This window comes from Bradyrhizobium sp. NBAIM08, from assembly GCF_020193935.1.
Taxonomy (GTDB): domain Bacteria; phylum Pseudomonadota; class Alphaproteobacteria; order Rhizobiales; family Xanthobacteraceae; genus Bradyrhizobium; species Bradyrhizobium yuanmingense.
This window is the reverse complement of the sequence record NZ_JADYVR010000001.1, coordinates 570,675-590,894: the sequence shown is the minus strand read 5'-3', so window position 1 is coordinate 590,894 and position 20,220 is coordinate 570,675. Positions and strand designations below refer to the sequence as shown.

The window sequence follows — 20,220 nt, the reverse complement described above, 5'->3', positions numbered from 1 at the left end:
TGCGGTCACTCCGCTGGTCCCTCAGGCCAGCTAAAGGGGCAGGCCGCTATGAGCGAGCCTCAAGAGCCAGAAAGACCATAACGGATGTAATGGCTATCATGGTAATAGTAGCTCCGATGACCGTCATATCGAGCCATCGCCTTGGTATCGGTCTTGCTGAGAACTGCCCCAATCAGAGATTCGTGAACGTTTGGTGCCGTGTGCAGTGCGTGTTGCACGACATCAATCTTGGTCCGGCCCCATTCAACAACGAGAATGTAGCAGTCAATCAGGGATGAAGTGGCTCGAACATCCACCAACGGCGTCAAGGGCGGAAGGTCGACGATGATGTAGTCATACTCGGCTCGTAAACGGTCGAAGAGTTTGCTTATCGAGTCCGCGCAAAGAATTTCGCTGGTGTGGAGCAAAGGTCCGCGACGCACGGCGGGCAGAAATGCAAGATTGGTCGTCGGGTCCCTCCAGACAGCTTCGGCGAGCGACCGGCTACCGTTTGCTACTTCGATGATCCCGCAGGCCGCCTTGGGCGCGAAGATGCCGGTTAGTGACGGATTCCTGAGGTCGCAATCGACGATGATAGCTCTTTTGCCGGTGTGCCCGATCAACTGTGCGAGCGAGGCTGCAATCGTGGTCTTCCCCTCATTCGGTAACGCAGAGGTAATGCCGACGACCTGGGAAGAGATTTTCGCCGGGTTGTGGTCGATCGCTAGCTTGATGGAACGAATGGCCTCCGTATATCGAGATAGTGGCATCCCGACCACGGTCTGATGAATTGCGGTTGGAGACGAGGCTATCCGTCGCTGAACATCATCATCGGTCTTCTGAAGGCGGATTGGTGGTTTGGGAGATTTGCGGGCCGGCAACAACGGGACCAAAGATAGACAAGGCAACTCCAGTACGGTTTCCACCTGTGAAGAGGTCCGAAAGACGCGGTCCATGAGGTCTCTGAGGAGCGCCAAGCCGATGCCCAGCGCGAGACCGCCGAGAATGCCAAACGCCAGGATCAACCTTGTCTTTGGCTTGCTCTTGCTCGTCGGCGGCGAAGCAGGAAAGACTACCCGCGTATCCGAGGTGGGAAACGTCTCCTGCTGTGCGGAGCCCATGTAACGCTGGAGGAAGGTCTCGTACAAGCTGCGTAGGCCCTTTGCTCTGCTTTCCAAGTCCTTGATGGTCAGCTCAGCAGAATTGACCGAACGAGACTGCGAAACGGCTTTGGATAATTGCTTCTCGATCTCCTCCTGGCGCTGCTTGGCAAGCTCGAATTCGCTTCGGCTGACCTCGGCAAGCCTCCTGACCTCGTCGAAAATTGAGACGCGGAACTCCCGCGCGCGGTTCCGGACATTGACGACCGCCAAGTGGTCGCGGCCGACCCTAGCCGCCAACTCGGCCTCACGTCTGGTGAGCTCCAGATATTGCTGGCGCAGCCCCGTAATGATCTGGCTGTTCAGCGCGTCGGCCCCGATAGCATCGAGGTTGTCCATCGAGGACGGCTTTTTCGGATCAACGGCAAGGAGAGCTTCATAGCGAGACAGCTTGGCCGTGGCCTCAGATGTTTGAGTACGTGCGGCGGCCAATCGGTTGTTGATCTCCGTAATCTGTTGCTCATCGATGGGCTTTCCATCCAGGGAAACGATGTTGTTCTGGGCCTTGTAGACGTCGACGGCGCGCTGCGCGGCGAGGGCTTGGTCGCCGAGATCGCGCAACCTTTCCTGCAGCCAGCTCGTTGCCTTGCGATTGGCGTCAAATTTTGCATTGAGCTGGTCTGCAACATAGGTACTCGCTACCGCATTGACGATCTCCGCGGCTCGGGCTGCGTTGCTCGAGCTGAAGCTGATCTCAATGACGTGGCTGTACCCGACACGTTTAGCGGAAAGCCGACTGAGGAACGCGTCTACGAGAGTGTCCGATGGTTCGCCATTCGTCTCGAGTGGCACATCCTTCTTCGATCCAGTCGAGACCCATGACCAAATTCGTTGCGAGAGCGCCTGCAAAGAGAGGCCGGACGCACTAAAGTCCGGATCGTCGGCCAGTTTCAACTGGTCGATTACGGCAACCGCAGCCGCCTTTGATCTCAGGAGTTGAAGCTGGGTCTCGATTTGACTGAGATCGAAAGCCGGCTCGGCGAGGAGTGATTGCTGCTGGACGAATTGAGGCCTTGGATTGGCCAACAGGATCTGAACCTGCGCGGTATAGGTCGGAGAAGCCAGCCGGAGATAGAGCAGGCTGGCCGCGGTGGCGAGAACGGCGGTAACAAGGATCACGAGATACTGGCGCCGTAGCAGCCCGATACCGAAATTGATGACGTCGGTGATCCCTCCGCCGTCTGTCTGCGCGGGGGGAGCCGGTCCGTTCACCGGCAGCCGCATTCTCTCCGCATGTTGAAGATTGTTCTGAAGCATCACTTACCTGTCCGACGATTGGTCACGTTGGGGCTGCCCGCCTGCAGGCGGCATTTAAAGCGATCTGCGAGACATCGAAAAATTATATATCTTATAAAAACCGGCTTGCCAAATTAAATAAACAATATATTAATCGAGGCGAGGATGAAAAATGCGGGCGCGGCGGTTTTTCTTAAAGAGGCGTTTTGCGAATTCCAAGATGTTTCCGTGACTTGCAGCTGGTCTATTGGCTTCCGCGAAAATCATGCGACCGTTGTCGTGGTGGATTGTGAGGCTGGAAAATTAATCTCGACGGGAATTATGGTCCGCCTTATCGAAGCTGGATCTGAATTGAGCTCGGGCAGAAGGGTACCCAATGTTGGAACTGCGATCCTTGGCGATCCCAGATGTCAAAGTCATTCGCACAGATCGGTTTTCCGACGCCCGCGGCTACTTCTCTGAGACCTTCCAGCGCTCAGCGTTTGCAGAGAAGGGAATTCTGCATGACTTTGTTCAAGACAATCAGTCCAGCTCGGATCGGATTGGCACGGTGCGCGGCTTGCACTTCCAGCGGCCGCCCTTCGCCCAGGCGAAGTTGATACGGGTATTGAGCGGGGCGATTCTCGATATTGCAGTTGACCTTCGGCGTTCATCGCCCAGCTTCGGCAAGCACATCGCGATCCGGTTGGATAGTGAAGGCGGTGAGCAGGTGTTCATTCCGAAGGGATTCGCGCACGGCTTCTGTACGCTTCAACCCAAGACCGTCGTCTTATACAAAGTCGACCAGATATATGCCCCGAGTCATGATGGCGGAGTCTATTGGGCGGATCCAACATTAGAGATCGATTGGCCCGTTACGCCCTCGGAGGCCCAATTGTCGCGCAAGGACCAGACTCTTCCTACGCTCAGCCAGCTCGGTTGCGTTTTCGACTAGTGGAGGCGGTAGTATGCGCATCTTGGTGACCGGCGGAGCGGGCTTTATCGGTTCTGCGGTCTGTCGCCGTTTGGTGCTCCAGGCGGGTGCCGCAGTGATCAACATCGACAAGTTGACTTACGCAGCCAACCTGACGTCACTCGCGAGCATCGAGAGGCTGGAGACTTATGTGTTCCTGAAATCCGACATTTGCGATCGGGAGACTATGGATTTTGCGTTCGCCGACTACGAGCCGGATGCAGTCATACATCTGGCCGCGGAAAGCCACGTCGACCGCTCGATCGACGGATCTCAAGCCTTCGTCAATACCAATGTGGTTGGCACCTACACGCTCTTGGAGGCGGCCAGAGCCTACTACGAACGTCAACCGGCCGCGAGGCGGAAGCACTTCCGATTCATCCATGTCTCGACGGACGAAGTCTACGGCTCATTGGGACCAGACGACTTGTTTCGCGAGGATACGCCCTATAGACCGAGCTCGCCCTACTCGGCGAGCAAGGCCGCCTCGGACCACCTCGCGCTCGCGTGGTTTCGAACCTACGGCCTGCCCGTGATCGTGTCGAACTGCTGCAACAACTACGGGCCGTATCAGTTTCCGGAAAAGCTCATCCCGCTGACGATCCTCAATGCGATCGATCGGAAACCTCTGCCGGTCTATGGCGACGGAAGGAATATCCGCGACTGGCTTCACGTCGATGATCATGCCGCGGGCTTGATAAGCCTTTTGCACGAAGGAAGGCCCGGCGAGAAGTACAATTTCGGCGGAGATGCCCAGCGATCCAACCTGGAGGTCGTCACCCGGATCTGTGACGTTGTGGATCGCATATCTCCGGGCGCCGAGTGCAGACGCTCTCTCATTGCGTTCGTGCCAGATCGTCCCGGGCATGATGCCCGCTATGCAGTCGACGCATCGAAAGCACATCGCGAGCTCGGCTGGAAACCGACCAGAACCTTCGAACAGGGTCTGTTCGAAACCGTCGGATGGTATCTCAAGAACCGCGCCTGGTGGGAACGTGCTCGCAGCGGCGTCTATGACGGCTCGCGTCTGGGTCTTCTGGCCGCCCAAAACTGAGGTGGAGATGACAGATCGACCAATCCTCTTTGCCGGACGGAATGGGCAGCTGGCGATGTGCCTTCGTGATCTTGCCACAACGCGCGGTTTGCCTGCGGTCGCTCTCGGGCGCCCAGAACTCGATCTAGAGAACCGGGAAGGGATCGACAAGCTCATTGCGTCGATCGGGCCGTCTGCGATCGTCAACACGGCCGCCTATACGGCGGTAGATCAGGCCGAATCTGAAGCGGCGAGGGCCTTCAGCATCAATCGCGATGGCGCGGCCGCGCTGGCGGATGTCGCGTGGCAAATGAACATTCCGCTCATCCATCTCTCGACCGACTACGTATTCGACGGTGCGAAACCCGATGCGTACGAAGAAAGCGACATTCCAGCGCCGTTGAACGTCTACGGTGCATCCAAGCTTGCCGGGGAGGCTGCCGTATTGGCAGCGCACCCGCTCGCGACCGTGATCAGATGCTCCTGGCTTTACAGTCCCTATGGCAGCAACTTCGTCCGAACGATGCTGCGGCTATGCGAGACGCAGCAGGTCGTAAGGGTTGTCAGCGACCAACATGGTAACCCGACTTACGCTTTCGACCTCGCAGAAGCCGTCCTTCGGATCGCTCAACGATCACTAACGGACGATCGCAGGGCCACGGCCGGCATCTTTCATCTCGGTGGCCAAGGCGAGGCAAGCTGGTACGATTTTGCGCAGGCAATCTTCCACGAGTGTTCCCGTCGTGGAGCGCGGATTCGGGCGCTCGAGGCGATCACGACTGAGGAGTTTCCGACCGCTGCGCGCCGGCCTCTGAACTCGCGTCTGGACTCATCCAAGGCCGAACGCGTGTTCGGGATCCGCTTGGCGCCTTGGCGCCATTCACTCCAAGCTTGTCTGGACCAGTTGGTCGGAGAAGGAGACGCCGATGCTGAAGGGAATCGTGCTGGCTGGCGGCAGCGGAACGCGTCTATATCCGATCACGCGCGTGGTCAGCAAACAGTTGCTCCCGATCTATGACAAGCCGATGATCTATTATCCGCTGTCGACGCTGATGTTGGCAGGGATCCGCGAAATCTTGATCATCACCACGCCTTCGGATCGGTGTCAGTTCGAGCGATTGCTGGGCGACGGAAGCCAATGGGGCATCCGGCTCAGCTACGCGGAGCAAGCCCGACCCGCCGGTCTCGCGGACGCGTTCATTGTCGGGGCCGATTTCATCGGTGGCGATCGCGTGGCGATGGTGCTTGGGGATAATATTTTCTTCGGCGATGGCCTGAGTGAGTTGCTTGCCAGGGCGGCAGGTCGCCCGGAAGGCGCAACTGTCTTTGCCTATCACGTGCGAGACCCAGAACGATACGGCGTGGTCGCGTTTGATGAAGCGGACCGCCCCGTGTCGATCGAAGAGAAACCCAAACGGCCGGCTTCGAACTGGGCAATCACAGGACTTTATTTCTTCGACAATCGCGTGGTCCGCTACGCTCGCCGCGTCGAGCCATCGTCGCGCGGCGAGCTCGAGATTACCGATCTTCAGATGCGTTATCTTTCGGCCAATGCGCTGCACGTCGAGCGCATGGGGCGGGGATTTGCGTGGCTGGATACCGGCACGGTCGAATCTCTCATCGATGCAGGGACGTTCGTCCAGACCCTGGAAAAGCGGCAGGGAATGAAGATTGCGTGTCTGGAGGAGGTCGCGTTCAGACTCGGCTTCATTGATCGCGATCAACTTCTGGCGCTGGCGCAACCGCTCGAGAAGAGCGGCTATGGCAAATATCTGAGCGAAATCATGCGTCTGCCGCAGTTTCTCTCGCATTAGCGCTACTCAACCGATATCAAAAACAATGTTAAATATAAAGTGCATTGAATTGACCGTGGTTTAAAACGCAATTAAAATATTAGAGGCGATTATTATTTAATCGGTATGCTCATGCTGATTCGAAAGGCGAGTGTCTACAGCTGTGGAACTAGACCCGTCAGCTGGGGGGAAGATATTCCAGCCCCTTGGCAGGAATCAACGTTCTGGAAGGCTTTCGCTAGCTACGACCCGCTTGGCCCGTCGGCTCCGCCGCCTCTCAATCAGCCAATAAGCGAGCCGTCCACTCTGCCCGCCCGCGTCGGTGAAGCCTGGTTCTTCGAACGGACGTCTCGTGCCAGCGCGGGTCATTTGTCGGACTTGCTCCGCGTTCCGCCCCGTCTCTTCGCCGCACCTTCCCACTCGCGATTGTCTACGCTGCTGTCTTCGACGTCTTTGACGAGCGGTCAAGGCTTGACGCCAGCGACTGCATCTGTGGCAAGCGCGACGCCGACGTCACAATGGGCTGCCACCGCTGCCGCCACTCACTGGGCTCACCCGACTGACGGAGCCTGGAATGTCGCAACCAACTGGAGCGCCGGGCTTCCGGGGATCACCGATGCAGCTTTCCTAGATGCAGCAGGAACGTATGTCGTCACGAGCTCGGCCAGTGTTGACATTGGGAGCCTGGTCCTCGGTGAAGGTACGACGCTTTTGCTGGGGGCTGGCTCGCCGTTTATCGTCGAGGGCGATGTGCTGAACAACGGGACTGTCGAAGTTGCGGCGTTCCTTGGCAATCGCATTGCGACCGGCGCCTTTAAGGGTGACGTCAGCGGCACTGGGTCGTTCGAGATCGGCGACCAAACGATCATGGAGATCGGAGGTTCCGTTTCGGGCCAGCTCTTGGATGGATCGTTCTCCGGCATAACCGTATCGTTTGACACGGAAGCTGGCACGCTTGTCCTCGAGGACTCGGCCAACTTCGATGGGTTGATCACAGGTCCGTGGCCGGGAGGATCGCTTTCTCCCGGGAATTTGATCGACCTGAAGGATCTAACCTTCACATCGTCGATGTCGGCGAGCGTCCACTACGATACCACCTCAAATATCAGTACGGTCGATTTCAGCAACGGTGCGGCCAATGTCACCTTGCTGTTCTCGGGGATGGACCTGAACTGGAAGTTCAAGAGCGACGGGCAGGGAGGCACCATCGTCTCCGATCCGCCCGCGAACCCCATTGTACTCGAAAATCAGAAGCCAGGCACGCCGAGAAGCGTTTGGGCGATCCAGCCGGGCGACAACTCGACTCTGACCCAGGGGTTTGCGACAGCAATCAGCACCAACGTCGGGGGAACGGTCCAATTCAAGATCAACAACCTGACCGGCAACCCGAATTACCGCGTCGATGTTTACCGGCTGGGCTACTACGGTGGCAACGGTGCCAGACTGATCACGAGCCTGCAACATCAGTCTGCAGCCGCGATCGTTCAACCTGCTCCAATAAGAGATGTTTCGACCGGTCTGGTAGATGCAGGCAACTGGAGCGTAACCGATTCCTGGAACGTGCCGACCGACGCGACCTCGGGCGTCTACATCGCCAACGTTATCAACGGCACCGAAATTTTCCAGATTCCATTCATCATAAGGGATGACGCTTCGCACAGCGATATCGTCCTGCAGACAAGTGATCAAGACTGGCAAGCCTATAATGGTTGGGGCGGGGCCAACCTGTATTTCGGGAACGGCCCGGGAATCAATGGATCGGCCTACGCCGTCAGCTACAATCGGCCCCTTGTAACGCGTGACGGCACCGGTACCTTCTCTGAAGGAGGAGACTCCCCGTTCACGGCCGAGATTGCCGCTATCTATTGGCTCGAGCAGAACGGGTACGATGTCTCTTACATTTCTGGAATAGATGCTGCGACGAACGGCTCGTTATTGCTCAATCATAAAGTCTTTATGGACGCGGGGCATGACGAGTATTGGACCGAAGCTCAGCGCGCCAACGTCGAGGCCGCAGCGCACGCCGGCGTGAACCTTGCGTTTCTCACAGCCAACGAGATCTTTTGGAAAACGAGGTTAGCGCCTAGCATCGACGGCAGCGGGACAGCCAATCGTACGCTGATTAGCTACAAGGACACGCACGCAAATGCGCTGATTGATCCGTCAGGACAGGCAACCGGAAACTTCTCCGACCCGCGGTTCGGGGCGCCTCTTCCATCGAATCAGCTGACCGGTACATTGTTCGCGGTCAACGCGTTTCGCTACGATACGATCACGATACCGTACCCCATGACTCAATTGCGCTTCTGGCGCAATACGACCGTCGCGCAAACCTCACCCGGGCAGACAGCCTCGCTCGTGCCGGGCCTGTTAGGCGTTGAGTGGGATATTGCGCCTGACAACGGATTTCGCCCGGCTGGATTGATCAGCGTCTCATCTTCGACGATCAATGTGGACGGAAAGTATCTGCTTGACTATGGCAACACGTTCGGAGCAGGCACGGCGACCCACAATCTGGTCTTGCATCGGGATCCCGTCAGCGGCGCACTGATATTCTCGGCCGGTTCAATCAACTGGCCGTGGGGGCTTGCTAGCGACCACGACGGACCAGCGACCCCGGTAGATCCTAATGTCCAGCAGGCGATGGTTAACCTTTTCGCCGACATGGGCGTTCAGCCGGGGACGCTGCAGGCAAACCTGACGGCCGCGATTCGGTCGACCGACATTACGGCGCCGACTTCTAGTATCGCCAATCTCTCCGCCGCCAGCGTTGTCGAGGGGCAATCGGTTACGGTGACGGGGGCGGCCACTGATGCGGGTGGAAAGATTGCCGGCGTCGAAATTTCCACGGATGGTGGAACGAGCTGGCATCCAGCGAATAGCAATGTCGGCGCGGCGAATGTCACGTGGTCATATACGTTCGTTACAGGCGCGCAGGGGACATATCGTCTCAAGACCAGGGCGGTCGACGACAGCCTGAATCTGGAAACACCTGGTGCGGGCACGACCTACACGGTTACGCCGTCTTCCAACCTGACGCTCTTCAGTCCGACCGACACGCCTGCGGTGATCTCGAGCAGTGATTCCGGCGCAGTTGAGGTCGGCGTCAAATTCATCCCCGCAGTGTCGGGCAAGATCACCGGCATTCGTTTCTACAAGGCGTCTGATAATACCGGCACCCACATCGGTGACCTCTGGAGCTCCAACGGGACGCTGCTTGCGAGCGCCACGTTTAGCAACGAAACGGCGAGTGGATGGCAGCAGGTTGATTTCGCAACGCCTGTCAATGTGCAGGCGGGTGTCACGTATGTTGCTTCCTATCACACGAACACCGGCCACTATTCCTCGACGGACTACTACTTCATCGACTATGACGGCGTTACCAAAGGCGCGCTCACCGCCCCCGGAAACAGCCTCAACGGCGTCTATGCCTATGGCAGTAGCCCGGTCTTCCCCAGCAACGCCTCCAATATCAAGGCCGCAAATTACTGGGTGGACGTTGTCTTCAACGATTCAGGCTCAACCTCGCCCCAAGCCAATGCGGACAGCGGCTTCACAGTTAGCCAGAATGGGGTGCTGAATATTGCAGCTGCAACTCTGCTCGCGAACGACACCAACGCATCCGGATTGGCTTTCTCGATCACCGGCGTCAGCAACGCTTCCAATGGCAGCGTAAGCTACAATTCGCAGAACCAGACCGTGACCTTCACGCCCACCGCTGGCTATGCCGGCGCGGCGAGCTTCACCTACACGATCACGGACACCAGCGGCCAGAGCGGGTCCGGCCAGGTGTCGCTCAAGGTCAACTATCCGGCCTCGGCGCAGAGCCTGTTCGGCACCAATGATGCGCCAAGCGTCCCCAATTCCGGCGATACCAGCCCCGTCGAAGTCGGAGTTAAGTTCACCGCATCGGTGAACGGGACAATAACCGGCCTGCGCTTCTACAAGGGATCGTTGAATACGGGTCCCCATATTGCGGATCTCTGGAGCTCGACCGGAACCCTGCTTGCAACCGCGACGTTCACGAACGAGACCGCCTCCGGCTGGCAGCAGGTCAATTTCTCCACCCCGGTCGCGATCACGGCAGGGACCACGTACGTCGCGTCCTATCACACCAACGGCAATTATTCCGGTACCCAGAACTATTTCGCGACGTCGCTTGCCAATGGCCAGTTGACGGCACCGGCTGGCGCCAACGGGGTCTATGCCTATGGATCTGGAAGCGCGTTCCCGACGAATAGCTTTAAATCCTCCAACTACTGGGTCGACGTCGTCTTCAACGGATCCGCCGCAGCCAGTGCGCCCCAAGCCAATGCGGACAGCGGCTTCACAGTTAGCCAGAATGGGGTGCTGAATATTGCAGCTGCAACGCTGCTCGCGAACGACACCAACGCGTCCGGATTGGCTTTCTCGATTACCGGCGTCAGCAACGCTTCCAATGGCAGCGTAAGCTACAATTCGCAGAACCAGACCGTGACTTTCACGCCCACCGCTGGCTATGCCGGCGCGGCGAGCTTCACCTACACGATCACGGACACCAGCGGCCAGAGCGGGTCCGGCCAGGTGTCGCTCAAGGTCAACTATCCGGCCTCGGCGCAGAGCCTGTTCGGCACCAATGATGCGCCAAGCGTCCCCAATTCCGGCGATACCAGCCCCGTCGAAGTCGGAGTCAAGTTCACCGCATCGGTGAACGGGACAATAACCGGCCTGCGCTTCTACAAGGGATCGTTGAATACGGGTCCCCATATTGCGGATCTCTGGAGCTCGACCGGAACCCTGCTTGCAACCGCGACGTTCACGAACGAGACAGCCAGCGGCTGGCAACAGGTCAGCTTCTCCACCCCGGTCGCGATCACGGCAGGCACCACCTATGTCGCGTCCTATCACACCAACGGCAATTACTCCGGCACCCAGAACTATTTCGCGACGTCGCTTGCCAACGGCCAATTGACAGCTCCGGCGGGCGCTAACGGAGTTTATGCCTACGGATCCGGAAGCGCGTTCCCGACGAACAGCTATAGATCCTCGAACTATTGGGTCGACGTCGTCTTCAACGGATCCTCCGCCGCCAACAATACGTCCCCCACCGCTGTTGCTGACTCTGCGAATGCTACGGAGAAGGGCGGCGCCAACAACAGCGCTGGCGGTTCACCCGCCACCGGCAACATACTGGCCAACGACACCGATCCCGATTCTGGCGACACCAAGACCGTCACTGCATTCAGCTTTGGCACGACCAGCGGGACGTTCCAGACGCCTCTCGCGGGCGCGCACGGCACGCTCTTGCTCAATGCCTCGGGGGCTTTCACCTACACGGTGAACGAGAACGATCAAGCCGTGCAGGCCTTGCGGCAGTCGACTGATACGCTGAACGACGTCTTCAGCTATACGATGCGCGACGCCGCGGGCGCGGCGTCGTCGGCAACCCTTTCTGTCACCATTCACGGCTCCAACGACGTGCCGGTCCTGGCAATTCAGACCGGCAACCAGGCCGCGACCGTTGGCTCGGCGTTTTCGCTAACGCTACCCGCCGGCACCTTTACCGATGTCGATGCCGGCGACTCGCTCACCTACAGCGCAACCGCTGGTAGTTCAGGGCTTCCGGCCTGGCTCACGTTCACTCCATCGACCCGAACCTTTACCGGCACGCCGACGTCCGCGGACGTTGGCACGTTCAGCGTCACGGTGTCCGCTGCCGATCTCGGTAACCTCACGAGCAGCGAGACATTCAATATCGCAGTTTCGGCGGTTCCTTCGACCGTGAGCCTATTCTCTACCACCGATACTCCGGCGATCCGATCGGGGTCTGACACTTCCCAAGTCAACCTCGGAATGCAATTCACGTCGTCCGTGGCAGGCACGATTACCGGAATCAAATACTACAAGAGCGCGAATGATCCCGGAACCCATACGGGCTCGTTGTGGAGCAGCACCGGCGCGCTGCTGGCGACCGCGACTTTCACGAACGAGAGCAGCAGCGGTTGGCAGACAGTCACGTTCAGCAATCCGGTGTCCATCACAGCCGGCACCACCTACGTCGCAAGCTATCATAGCAACGGCCACTACGCCTCCACCACCAGCTACTTCACCGCCGCTCGCACCAATGGGCCGCTCACGGCTCCCGCGAACATCAACGGCCTCTACACCTATGGAACGAGCAATTTGCTCCCGACCAATACCTATAACGCGAGCAATTACTGGGTTGATGTCGTGTTCAACAGCTCGAGCGGCGGCCCCAACCGGTCACCCGTCGCCGCGAACGACAGCGGCTTCGACGCCACGCAGAACGTGCCTTTCGGGATCCCGGCCTCGGCACTGCTTTCCAACGATACCGATCCGGACGGCAATACGCTTACGATCACGGGCGCGAGCGGTGGTGTGAACGGTGTCGCCAGTTACAACGCCCAAAGTAACAGTGTGATCTTCACACCGACGACCGGTTACACGGGGCCGGCATCGTTCAACTACAGCATCTCCGATGGCCAAGGTGGCTCCGCCAGCGCATCCGTCGCCCTCGACGTGAATGCTGCGTCTTCAACGACTGTGCGCCTGTTTAGCGCAAGTCATGAGCCTAGCATTGTGGCGGCCAATGATCCTAGGTCTGTGGAGCTGGGCCTCAAATTCCAGACCTCGACACCGGGCGATATCATCGGCATTCGCTTCTACAAGGGGCCAACCAACACGGGCGCTCACGTTGCAGATCTTTGGAGCAGCACAGGGACGTTGCTGGCAACTGCGGCCTTTACCAACGAGACGGCGGACGGCTGGCAGCAGGTCAATTTCGCGACGCCCGTGACGATCATGCCGGAAACCACATACATAGCCTCCTATCACACTGCCGGGAACTACGCAGCCGATCCAGGCCTGCTCGCCAACGCAATTACCAACGGACCTCTGACGGCCCCATCCTCGGGATCGATAAGCGGGAACGGTGTGTTTGCATACGGGACAGATAGCCTATTCCCGACCAACACCTACAACTCAACGAGCTATGGCGTAGATGTTGTTTTCAGACCGCAGCTAGCAGCATAGGAGACGTAAAGATGCACGCCGAACTTTATACCGATGGAATCGAAGAAATTACCGTGAGCGGAACCATCGTCCGCATCGATCTGGTCAGTCTTTCACCGACAGAGCGTGACGCCAACAACGCCCCGAAACGCGTGTTTTCCCAACGGCTGATCTTTTCGGTCGAAGCCTTCGCCAATTCGGTCGACGTGATGCAAAAGGCGCTTCAGGGCCTGGTTGATGCGGGCGTGGTCCGGCGGAATCAGCCAGCTGAATCGCACAATGGTGCGTCGGGAGTACGTGATGCGCTCGCGCCCAACACACGGTCTCTGAATGTCTCTTCGAATTTCCGCTGAAATCGACGCTGCTGGCGGCGCGAAGGACCAGGTTGTGGACGCGCCCGCGCCCGGATTGTCAACGCAGACTGCATTGGAATGCCTGTCCAAGGCTTCCGGTCACCATGGCATAGATCTGCCGGTCGAGCGCTTGAAGCACGCCTATGCGGTGGCCGGCCCGCTCTCGTTGAATCTCTTGTTGCGCATGGCGAAGGATGCAGGGCTGCGCGCGAGGAGCACGAAGCTGGATTGGGGCGCGCTGATCCGTCTCGGAGAGGCCTATCCAGCGCTGGTGAGGCTCGCCAATGGCAACTGGATCGTTGTCCTTGGTGCGGGACGGCGAGCTGACGGCACCGAGGTCGTCAACATCTTCGACCCTCTTGCCGATCGCAAGCACGAAGTCTTGGTCGTCGACCGCGACCGATTCTGTGCCCAGTGGGCCGGTGAAACGATCCTGATCAAGCGAGCGCAATTGACGCAGGATGGTGGGAGGAGTTTCGGCCTTCGGTGGTTCGTGCCGGAACTGCTTCTTCAATGGCGGTTGTTCAGGGACGTCGCCATTGCCGCCATCCTGCTCTATGGGTTGGGCCTCGTCGTCCCGATATTCTTCCAGCTCGTCATCGACAAGGTTTTGGTTCACGAGAGCTTCACCACCCTTTACGTACTCGCGGCAGGAGCGGCCGTAGCGCTCGTCTTTGACGCGATATTCGGCTTTCTGCGGCGCTACTTGCTGCTATATGCGACCAACAGGGTCGACATTCGCGTTGCTACGAAGACGTTCGGTCATCTCCTCGGGCTGCCGGTCACGTTTTTCGAGCATATGGCGGCGGGGGTCCTGGTCAAACACATGCAGCAGGCGGCGAGGATCCGTGAGTTTCTGACCGGGCGCTTGTTTCTGACGACCCTCGATGCGCTTTCGCTATTCGTCTTCCTGCCTGTCCTTGCGCTTTATAGCGTCAGATTGACGTTGATCGTCCTGGCCTTCACCGCCGCGAGCGGCGCCGTCGTCGGCCTGCTCATGGGTCCATTTCGGCGACGACTGTACGATCTATACCAAGCGGAAGGTGCGCGGCAGGCTCTCCTCGTCGAAACGGTTCACGGCATGCGCACCGTGAAATCGCTTGGGATGGAGCCAGCGCAGAGCAGGGTTTGGGATAGCCGCTGCGCGCAGTCCGTGACGATGCGATTCGGTGTCGAGAAGATCTCGGCAGGCGCGCAGGCGCTCACCGGATTTCTCGAGAAGATCATGACGCTCGGAATCATCTCCATCGGAGCACTCGATGTCTTCGCCGGCCAAATGACAATCGGCGCGTTGGTCGCCTTCAACATGTTGGCCGGTAGGGTCTCCGGACCCCTGGTCCAACTCGTGACCATGGTGCACGAGTACCAGGAAGTAGCTCTTGCCGTGAAAATGCTCGGCGAGGTGATGAACCAGAAGCCTGAGCGCGACGGTCGGAAAGATGGGCTACGGCCTGACCTTGCCGGAAAAATCGAGTTCGAAGGTGTCTCGTTTCGCTACGGACCCGAGGGATCGCCGGCGCTTGATGATGTCTCCTTCACCGTCGAGCCAGGATCGATCTTCGGGATCGTGGGACGGAGTGGCTCCGGCAAGACGACTCTCACAAGGTTGATTTCGGGCATGTATCCGGTGCAGCAGGGCCTGCTGCGCATCGACGGATATGACTCGAGGGAGTTAGACCTCGCGCATCTGCGCCGAAACCTTGGAATCGTTCTGCAAGATAATTTCCTGTTTCGCGGGACGGTTCGCGAGAATATCGCCTGCGTGAAACGCGATGCCACCTTTGCCGAGGTCGTCGCTGCGGCGCAGCTCGCAGGCGCCGACGAGTTCATCGAACGGTTGCCGCGTGGCTTCGACACCATGCTTGAGGAAGATGCCTCGAACCTATCCGGCGGGCAGAGGCAGCGGCTCGCGATTGCGAGAGCTCTGATCGTCAATCCACGAATCTTGATTCTCGATGAAGCGACGAGTGCCCTCGATTCCGAAAGCGAAATGATCATCAGGCGCAATCTCCGCCGTTTGGCGGCAGGGCGTACCGTCATCATCGTCTCGCATCGGTTGTCGATGCTGACCGAAGCAAGCCAGATCCTGGTGATGGACCGCGGCCGAATCGTCGATATGGATCGCCACGACCACCTCCTGTCGAAATGCACTATCTACAGGCATTTGTGGAATCAACAGATGAAGCAGATTGCATGAGGGAGACTGGTCCATCACGCGCGGATGTGAATCCGAACGGTCTCGTTCCGGCCAGATCGGTCGAGCGCCGCCGCAAGCTATTCAGGCCAGTACCGAGGCGAGCGCCAGTCATCGCCGAGTTCCAGTCCGATGCGACCGAACTCGAGCAGCAAGCGCCACCGTGGCTCGCGCGCTTCATCCTTTACGGCGTACTTGCACTAATTGCTTTCGTGGTCATCTGGGCTTCCGTTTCGCAGGTCGAGATGATCGTCACGGCGCAGGGAAAACTTACCACGACGCGTCCCAACCTGGTCGTGCAGCCGTTGGAAACGTCGGTCATACGCGAGATCCACGTCAAGGCCGGTGATCGCGTCAACCGCGGCGACGTTCTGGCGACGCTCGATCCGACGTTTTCGCAGGCGGATTTCGACCAACTGCGCGGCAGAGTGGCTGGATTCGATGCGTCGATCGATCGTCTGAGCGCTGAATTGAACGGAATCGAGTATGCCGTCAAAGAGCTGACGAACGCGGATCAGATCCTGCAAGGCAAGTTGTTCTTGCAGAGGAGAGCCGCCTACGAGGCGCAGATTCAGAACTACGACGCACAGATCGCATCCGCGCAAGCCAATCTCAAGACGGCACAGAATGAAGAGGCGGTTCTCCTTCAACGGCTCGACACGATGCGTTCGATTGAAACGATGCGGACCACGCTGATGGATAAGGAGGTCGGTTCGAGGCTGAACTTCCTGCTGTCTCGCGATGCTCGGCTCGAGGTCGAAAGCAATCTGGCGCGTGTTCGCGGCAGTATCGCCGATAGTACCCATCGGCTCGAAAAGGCCCGCGCTGATCAGAAAGTGTTCGCCGAGGAGTTTCGTCGCACCACCTATCAGGAACTGGTGGAGACGCTGCCGAAGCGCAATAGCGCGGCAGAGGAATTGAAGAAGGCCGAGCTTCGTCGACAGTTGATCATCCTGCAGGCGCCGGCAGATGCCGTGGTGCTGGATATCGCGAACCGGACAGTCGGCTCGGTGGTTCGCGAGGCCGAAACGTTGTTTGTTCTGGTTCCGCGCGACGTGCCGCTTCAGGCGGAGGTCAACGTCGAGGGGCGGGATATCGGTCAGGTGGCGCTCGGACAGTCGGTTCGGATCAAGTTCGAAGCGTTTCCCTTCCAGAAGTATGGAACTGCAACGGGAGAAGTCCGCGTCATCAGTCAGGATACGTTCTCCCCGGATACGAAGGCCGAAGGTGCGCGCCGCGCGCCAGCTCCCTATTATCGCGTACTGGTCGATTTGTCGGACACGCACCTTCGGCTGCCCGCGGAGCGCATTCAACTGATTCCGGGGATGGCGGTGACGGCCGAATTGAAGGTCGGGAAGCGCACCGTGATCTCCTATTTCCTCTATCCATTGCTGCGCGGATTGGATGAAAGCATCCGGGAATATTAATCCGACTTGGGAGGGCGGTTAACATGATCATTCGTCCGAATTTTGGGGTGAAGCTCGTGGTGCCCGCCGCGGCGAGTAAGCTCGCGCACAATTCCCCGCTGGTGGACTATGCACTCAACGGGCTGGAACGTTGTTGGTTACCCGAACACCGCAGGTGGTCGCATATCTACCATCTCGATGGACGTACCTCGCCGAACGAGTCGATCCCACGCAGCGACGTATTTTATACCCTCAACGTTCTACTCGGGATGTCGCGCGTTGCCGCCATTCCGGATGGGATTGATCTGTCCGAAATATTCCATCGCAACGCTTTGCTGCTCACGAAGCTTCCGGTGCGCAAGTACGCGTTCGGTATGGCGCTATGGAGCGCCGCCGAGCTCGGCCTCGAAATGCCGGAACCGGTCAAAACCGAGCTGAGAGCCATCCTTGCCGATGAGGCCCGGTGGAGGAGCTTCCGGGCGCAAGATCTGGGCATGCTGCTCACGGGAGTCGTGGCCCAGGCGAGAGCGGGCGAGAATGAGTGGGCACGCTATGCGCGGCCGCTCTATCGTTTCTTGAAGGACCGCTTTCACAGTGGATCGGGATTGTTCTTCGATGCGCCGCTCGGCTTTCGGCGGCGCTTCTCGACATTTGCGACGCAGACCTATCTCTCAATCGCCTGCTATCAATTTGGCGAATTCGCCGGCGATCCGTCCGCGCTTGTCATGGCCGACACCTGTGTGCGGAATCTGGTTGCGCTTCAAGGCCCACAGGGCGAGTGGCCCTGGTTTTTCGACGCGCAGAGCGGTCGCGTTCTTGACTTCTATGAGGTCTATTCGGTCCATCAGTATGGGATGGCTCCGGCACTGCTGGAATGGGCCGAGCGCTTTGGGCAGCGGGGGGCGCGGGATGCCCTGGTCAAGGGATTCAATTGGGTGCTTGGCCATAACCAGCTGGGCCGGGCCATGCTCGTGCCCGAACTGAGCCTGACCCTCCGTTCGCAGGTTCGCAAAGGTGAACTGACGACCAAGGTGCCGCGGGTCGCGCGCGCACTCAGGAACGCCTTGCTCGGAAGCGAGGAGCGGCTGGTCGACGGCACTGACGTGGAGGTTCGGTTCGAGTGCCGAAGCTACGAACTGGGCTGGATTCTGTGGTCGTTCGGCCGGCGTGCCGACCTGCCGGAGCTGACCCACAATGGTGCCTTCGGCGCCTGACGGAATCGGCGTTGCGCTAGCGATTCCAGGCGACCGCCCTTCGGCCTCGCAGGTGCGAGAGCATCGTGAGGGCGCGGTGCGCTCGGACGGCACACAACACGGCGATGGCCTTGAGGCGAACGCCGGTACCGTGCAGGCGATCGCTGGTCAGCACGGTCACAGCGTTCGGCGCGAGTGATGCGAAGACGAGCAACGCTTGCGCGAGCCAGCGCAAGCGCCAGATGGGTTTGCCTTCCGCCATGTTGCGGTAGTGCGCGATGTGTCGGTCCCATTTGGTGTAGAGCTCCTGGAGAGAGCCCCGGGCCGGGTGGAAGACGATCATTTCAGGGGTGTAGCGAAATCGAAGGCCGACGCGCAACGCGCGCTCTCCCCATTCCATGTCTTCGGCGACATCAATGCCCGCAAAAGGGCCGACGCGGTCGAAGTCGCGGCGAAATACCGCCATGTTGCCAGTGCCAGAATATCCGTGGCGCTCGATATAGAGCTTAAAGCGGTAAGCGAACACGCTTTCGTAAGCCGCAATGGCGTCAAGCTCCGCATCGTCCGGCCGCCAGATGCGGACGTCGCCCCCGAGAACAGTGCCAGCTGGAGACAGGGAAGACCATTTCATTACGCTGCTCAGCCAATCTTGATGGGCCCTGCAATCGGCGTCGATGAAGGCGAGGATCTCGCCGTTGGCAGCGGCGACGCCTGCGTTTCGCGCCGGGCCGGGCCCGGGACGCGGTTCATGCTCCAGCCGTACACCGGGATGACCGGCAACGACATCCATTGGGGGCGTTGCCGAGCCGTTGTCCACCACGATGATCTCGAACGCGTCCCGAGCGAGGGTCTGTGCATCCAGGCTGCGCAAGCAGGCTTCCAGCGCATCGGGCTGGTTGAGGTGGGGAATTACGACTGAAATCATCAGTTAATTCCTCTATTTAATTCCGGCTTCGTCTGTGACCCGCGACCTTACGCGGAGATCCTGTATTCACCGCATGCGGCGAATATTGTCAGATTTAAACATTGCAATTAAATGTTGCATCGGTATTATCTCTATAATAATCTTAAAAGCAAACATTAAACGAGTGGAATTTATGGGAGGTAGGTTCCGATGCGCGCCTCATTTCTGGGATGCCCTGTCGACCTGCTGACAATGGCGGAAACCGTCGATCTTGCGCGCGGGGCCATGCGCAGTCGGCGACGTCTGCAACACGTGGCGCTGAACGTCGCGAAATTGGTGAATATGAGATCTGATCCGGTGCTCGCGGCTGATGTCGCCAACAGCGATGTCGTCGGCCTCGATGGCATGGGGATTGTTTGGGGCGCTCGAGTGCTGGGGCTTCCGCCGACGCCGCGGGTCGCGGGGGTGGATCTCCTCGCCGAGTTGCTCGCGGTATGTGCGCAGGAAGGCTTCAAGCCGTATTTCCTGGGAGCCACTCACGCCGTGCTGCACGAGGCGATGCAAGCCGCGCGCAAGAAGCATCCTTCACTCGTGTTTGCCGGCTCGCACGACGGCTACTTCAAACGCGAGCAGGAAAATGACGTGGTGAGGGACATCCAATCCAGCGCGGCCGATTGCCTCTTCATCGGCATGCCGACACCCCGGAAGGAGCGCTTCCTCGCCGCCCATCGCGATGAACTTGGCGTTCCCTTTATCATGGGGGTAGGTGGTTCATTCGATATTCTGGCAGGCACCGTTCGGCGCGCGCCGCCGCAGATTCAGAAACTCGGCCTCGAATGGCTCTACCGCATTTATCAGGAGCCTGGCCGGATGTGGTGGCGATACGCCACGACGAACACCCGGTTTGCAGGCATCCTGGCGCAAGCCCTCATGAGGCAGGCGTTTCGGAACCCGCTCGGTGCAGCCAGCGCCGTCCCTCCTGGTCCGAGCCGGATCGGGGGGTGAA

12 protein-coding genes are annotated in these 20,220 nt (G+C 59.0%); 10 read left to right on the top strand and 2 right to left on the bottom strand.

What is annotated here, in order from left to right:
• Nucleotides 1-59 precede the first annotated feature (59 nt).
• On the bottom strand, nucleotides 60-2,396 hold the full coding sequence (locus I6F37_RS02755; protein WP_225150581.1) for an AAA family ATPase: 2,337 nt from the start codon (nucleotides 2,394-2,396) through the stop codon (nucleotides 60-62).
• Nucleotides 2,397-2,751: 355 nt separating this feature from the next.
• Between I6F37_RS02755 and rfbC the strand changes: the two genes are divergently transcribed.
• From rfbC to I6F37_RS02710, 9 genes are all read left to right on the top strand, one after another.
• Entirely contained in the window at nucleotides 2,752-3,309 is a 558-nt protein-coding gene (rfbC, locus tag I6F37_RS02750; protein WP_036013577.1) for a dTDP-4-dehydrorhamnose 3,5-epimerase, read from the top strand.
• A gap of 13 nt (nucleotides 3,310-3,322) precedes the next feature.
• On the top strand, nucleotides 3,323-4,381 hold the full coding sequence (gene rfbB / locus I6F37_RS02745; protein WP_036013580.1) for a dTDP-glucose 4,6-dehydratase: 1,059 nt from the start codon (nucleotides 3,323-3,325) through the stop codon (nucleotides 4,379-4,381).
• A gap of 7 nt (nucleotides 4,382-4,388) precedes the next feature.
• Nucleotides 4,389-5,378, top strand: a complete 990-nt coding sequence (gene rfbD / locus I6F37_RS02740) for a dTDP-4-dehydrorhamnose reductase (protein WP_225125001.1) — start codon at nucleotides 4,389-4,391, stop codon at nucleotides 5,376-5,378.
• The gene (gene rfbA, locus I6F37_RS02735) at nucleotides 5,287-6,174 is read left to right on the top strand and encodes a glucose-1-phosphate thymidylyltransferase RfbA (RefSeq protein WP_036013583.1); all 888 of its coding nucleotides are present in this window, start codon (nucleotides 5,287-5,289) and stop codon (nucleotides 6,172-6,174) included. The genes rfbD and rfbA overlap by 92 nt, the downstream gene beginning before the upstream one ends.
• 471 nt (nucleotides 6,175-6,645) lie before the next feature.
• Complete coding sequence (locus I6F37_RS02730) at nucleotides 6,646-13,185, top strand: DUF4082 domain-containing protein (RefSeq protein WP_225125003.1); 6,540 nt, start codon at nucleotides 6,646-6,648, stop codon at nucleotides 13,183-13,185.
• Nucleotides 13,186-13,196: 11 nt separating this feature from the next.
• Nucleotides 13,197-13,517: a hypothetical protein gene (locus tag I6F37_RS02725; RefSeq protein WP_036013607.1), complete on the top strand. Its 321-nt coding sequence runs from the start codon at nucleotides 13,197-13,199 to the stop codon at nucleotides 13,515-13,517.
• The gene (locus tag I6F37_RS02720) at nucleotides 13,495-15,714 is read left to right on the top strand and encodes a peptidase domain-containing ABC transporter (RefSeq protein WP_225150199.1); all 2,220 of its coding nucleotides are present in this window, start codon (nucleotides 13,495-13,497) and stop codon (nucleotides 15,712-15,714) included. Before I6F37_RS02725 ends, I6F37_RS02720 begins: the two co-directional genes overlap by 23 nt.
• Complete coding sequence (locus I6F37_RS02715) at nucleotides 15,711-17,138, top strand: HlyD family type I secretion periplasmic adaptor subunit (RefSeq protein ID WP_225150197.1); 1,428 nt, start codon at nucleotides 15,711-15,713, stop codon at nucleotides 17,136-17,138. Before I6F37_RS02720 ends, I6F37_RS02715 begins: the two co-directional genes overlap by 4 nt.
• Nucleotides 17,139-17,161: 23 nt before the next feature.
• The gene (locus I6F37_RS02710) at nucleotides 17,162-18,331 is read left to right on the top strand and encodes a hypothetical protein (RefSeq protein ID WP_225150195.1); all 1,170 of its coding nucleotides are present in this window, start codon (nucleotides 17,162-17,164) and stop codon (nucleotides 18,329-18,331) included.
• A gap of 16 nt (nucleotides 18,332-18,347) precedes the next feature.
• Here I6F37_RS02710 and I6F37_RS02705 read toward each other — a convergent pair whose 3' ends face one another.
• Entirely contained in the window at nucleotides 18,348-19,235 is an 888-nt protein-coding gene (locus I6F37_RS02705; RefSeq protein WP_036013610.1) for a glycosyltransferase family 2 protein, read from the bottom strand.
• Between the two features lie 189 nt (nucleotides 19,236-19,424).
• Between I6F37_RS02705 and I6F37_RS02700 the strand changes: the two genes are divergently transcribed.
• Nucleotides 19,425-20,219, top strand: coding sequence for a WecB/TagA/CpsF family glycosyltransferase (locus tag I6F37_RS02700; RefSeq protein WP_036013611.1), 795 nt, complete (start codon nucleotides 19,425-19,427; stop codon nucleotides 20,217-20,219).
• The last annotated feature ends 1 nt before the right edge of the window (nucleotide 20,220 follow it).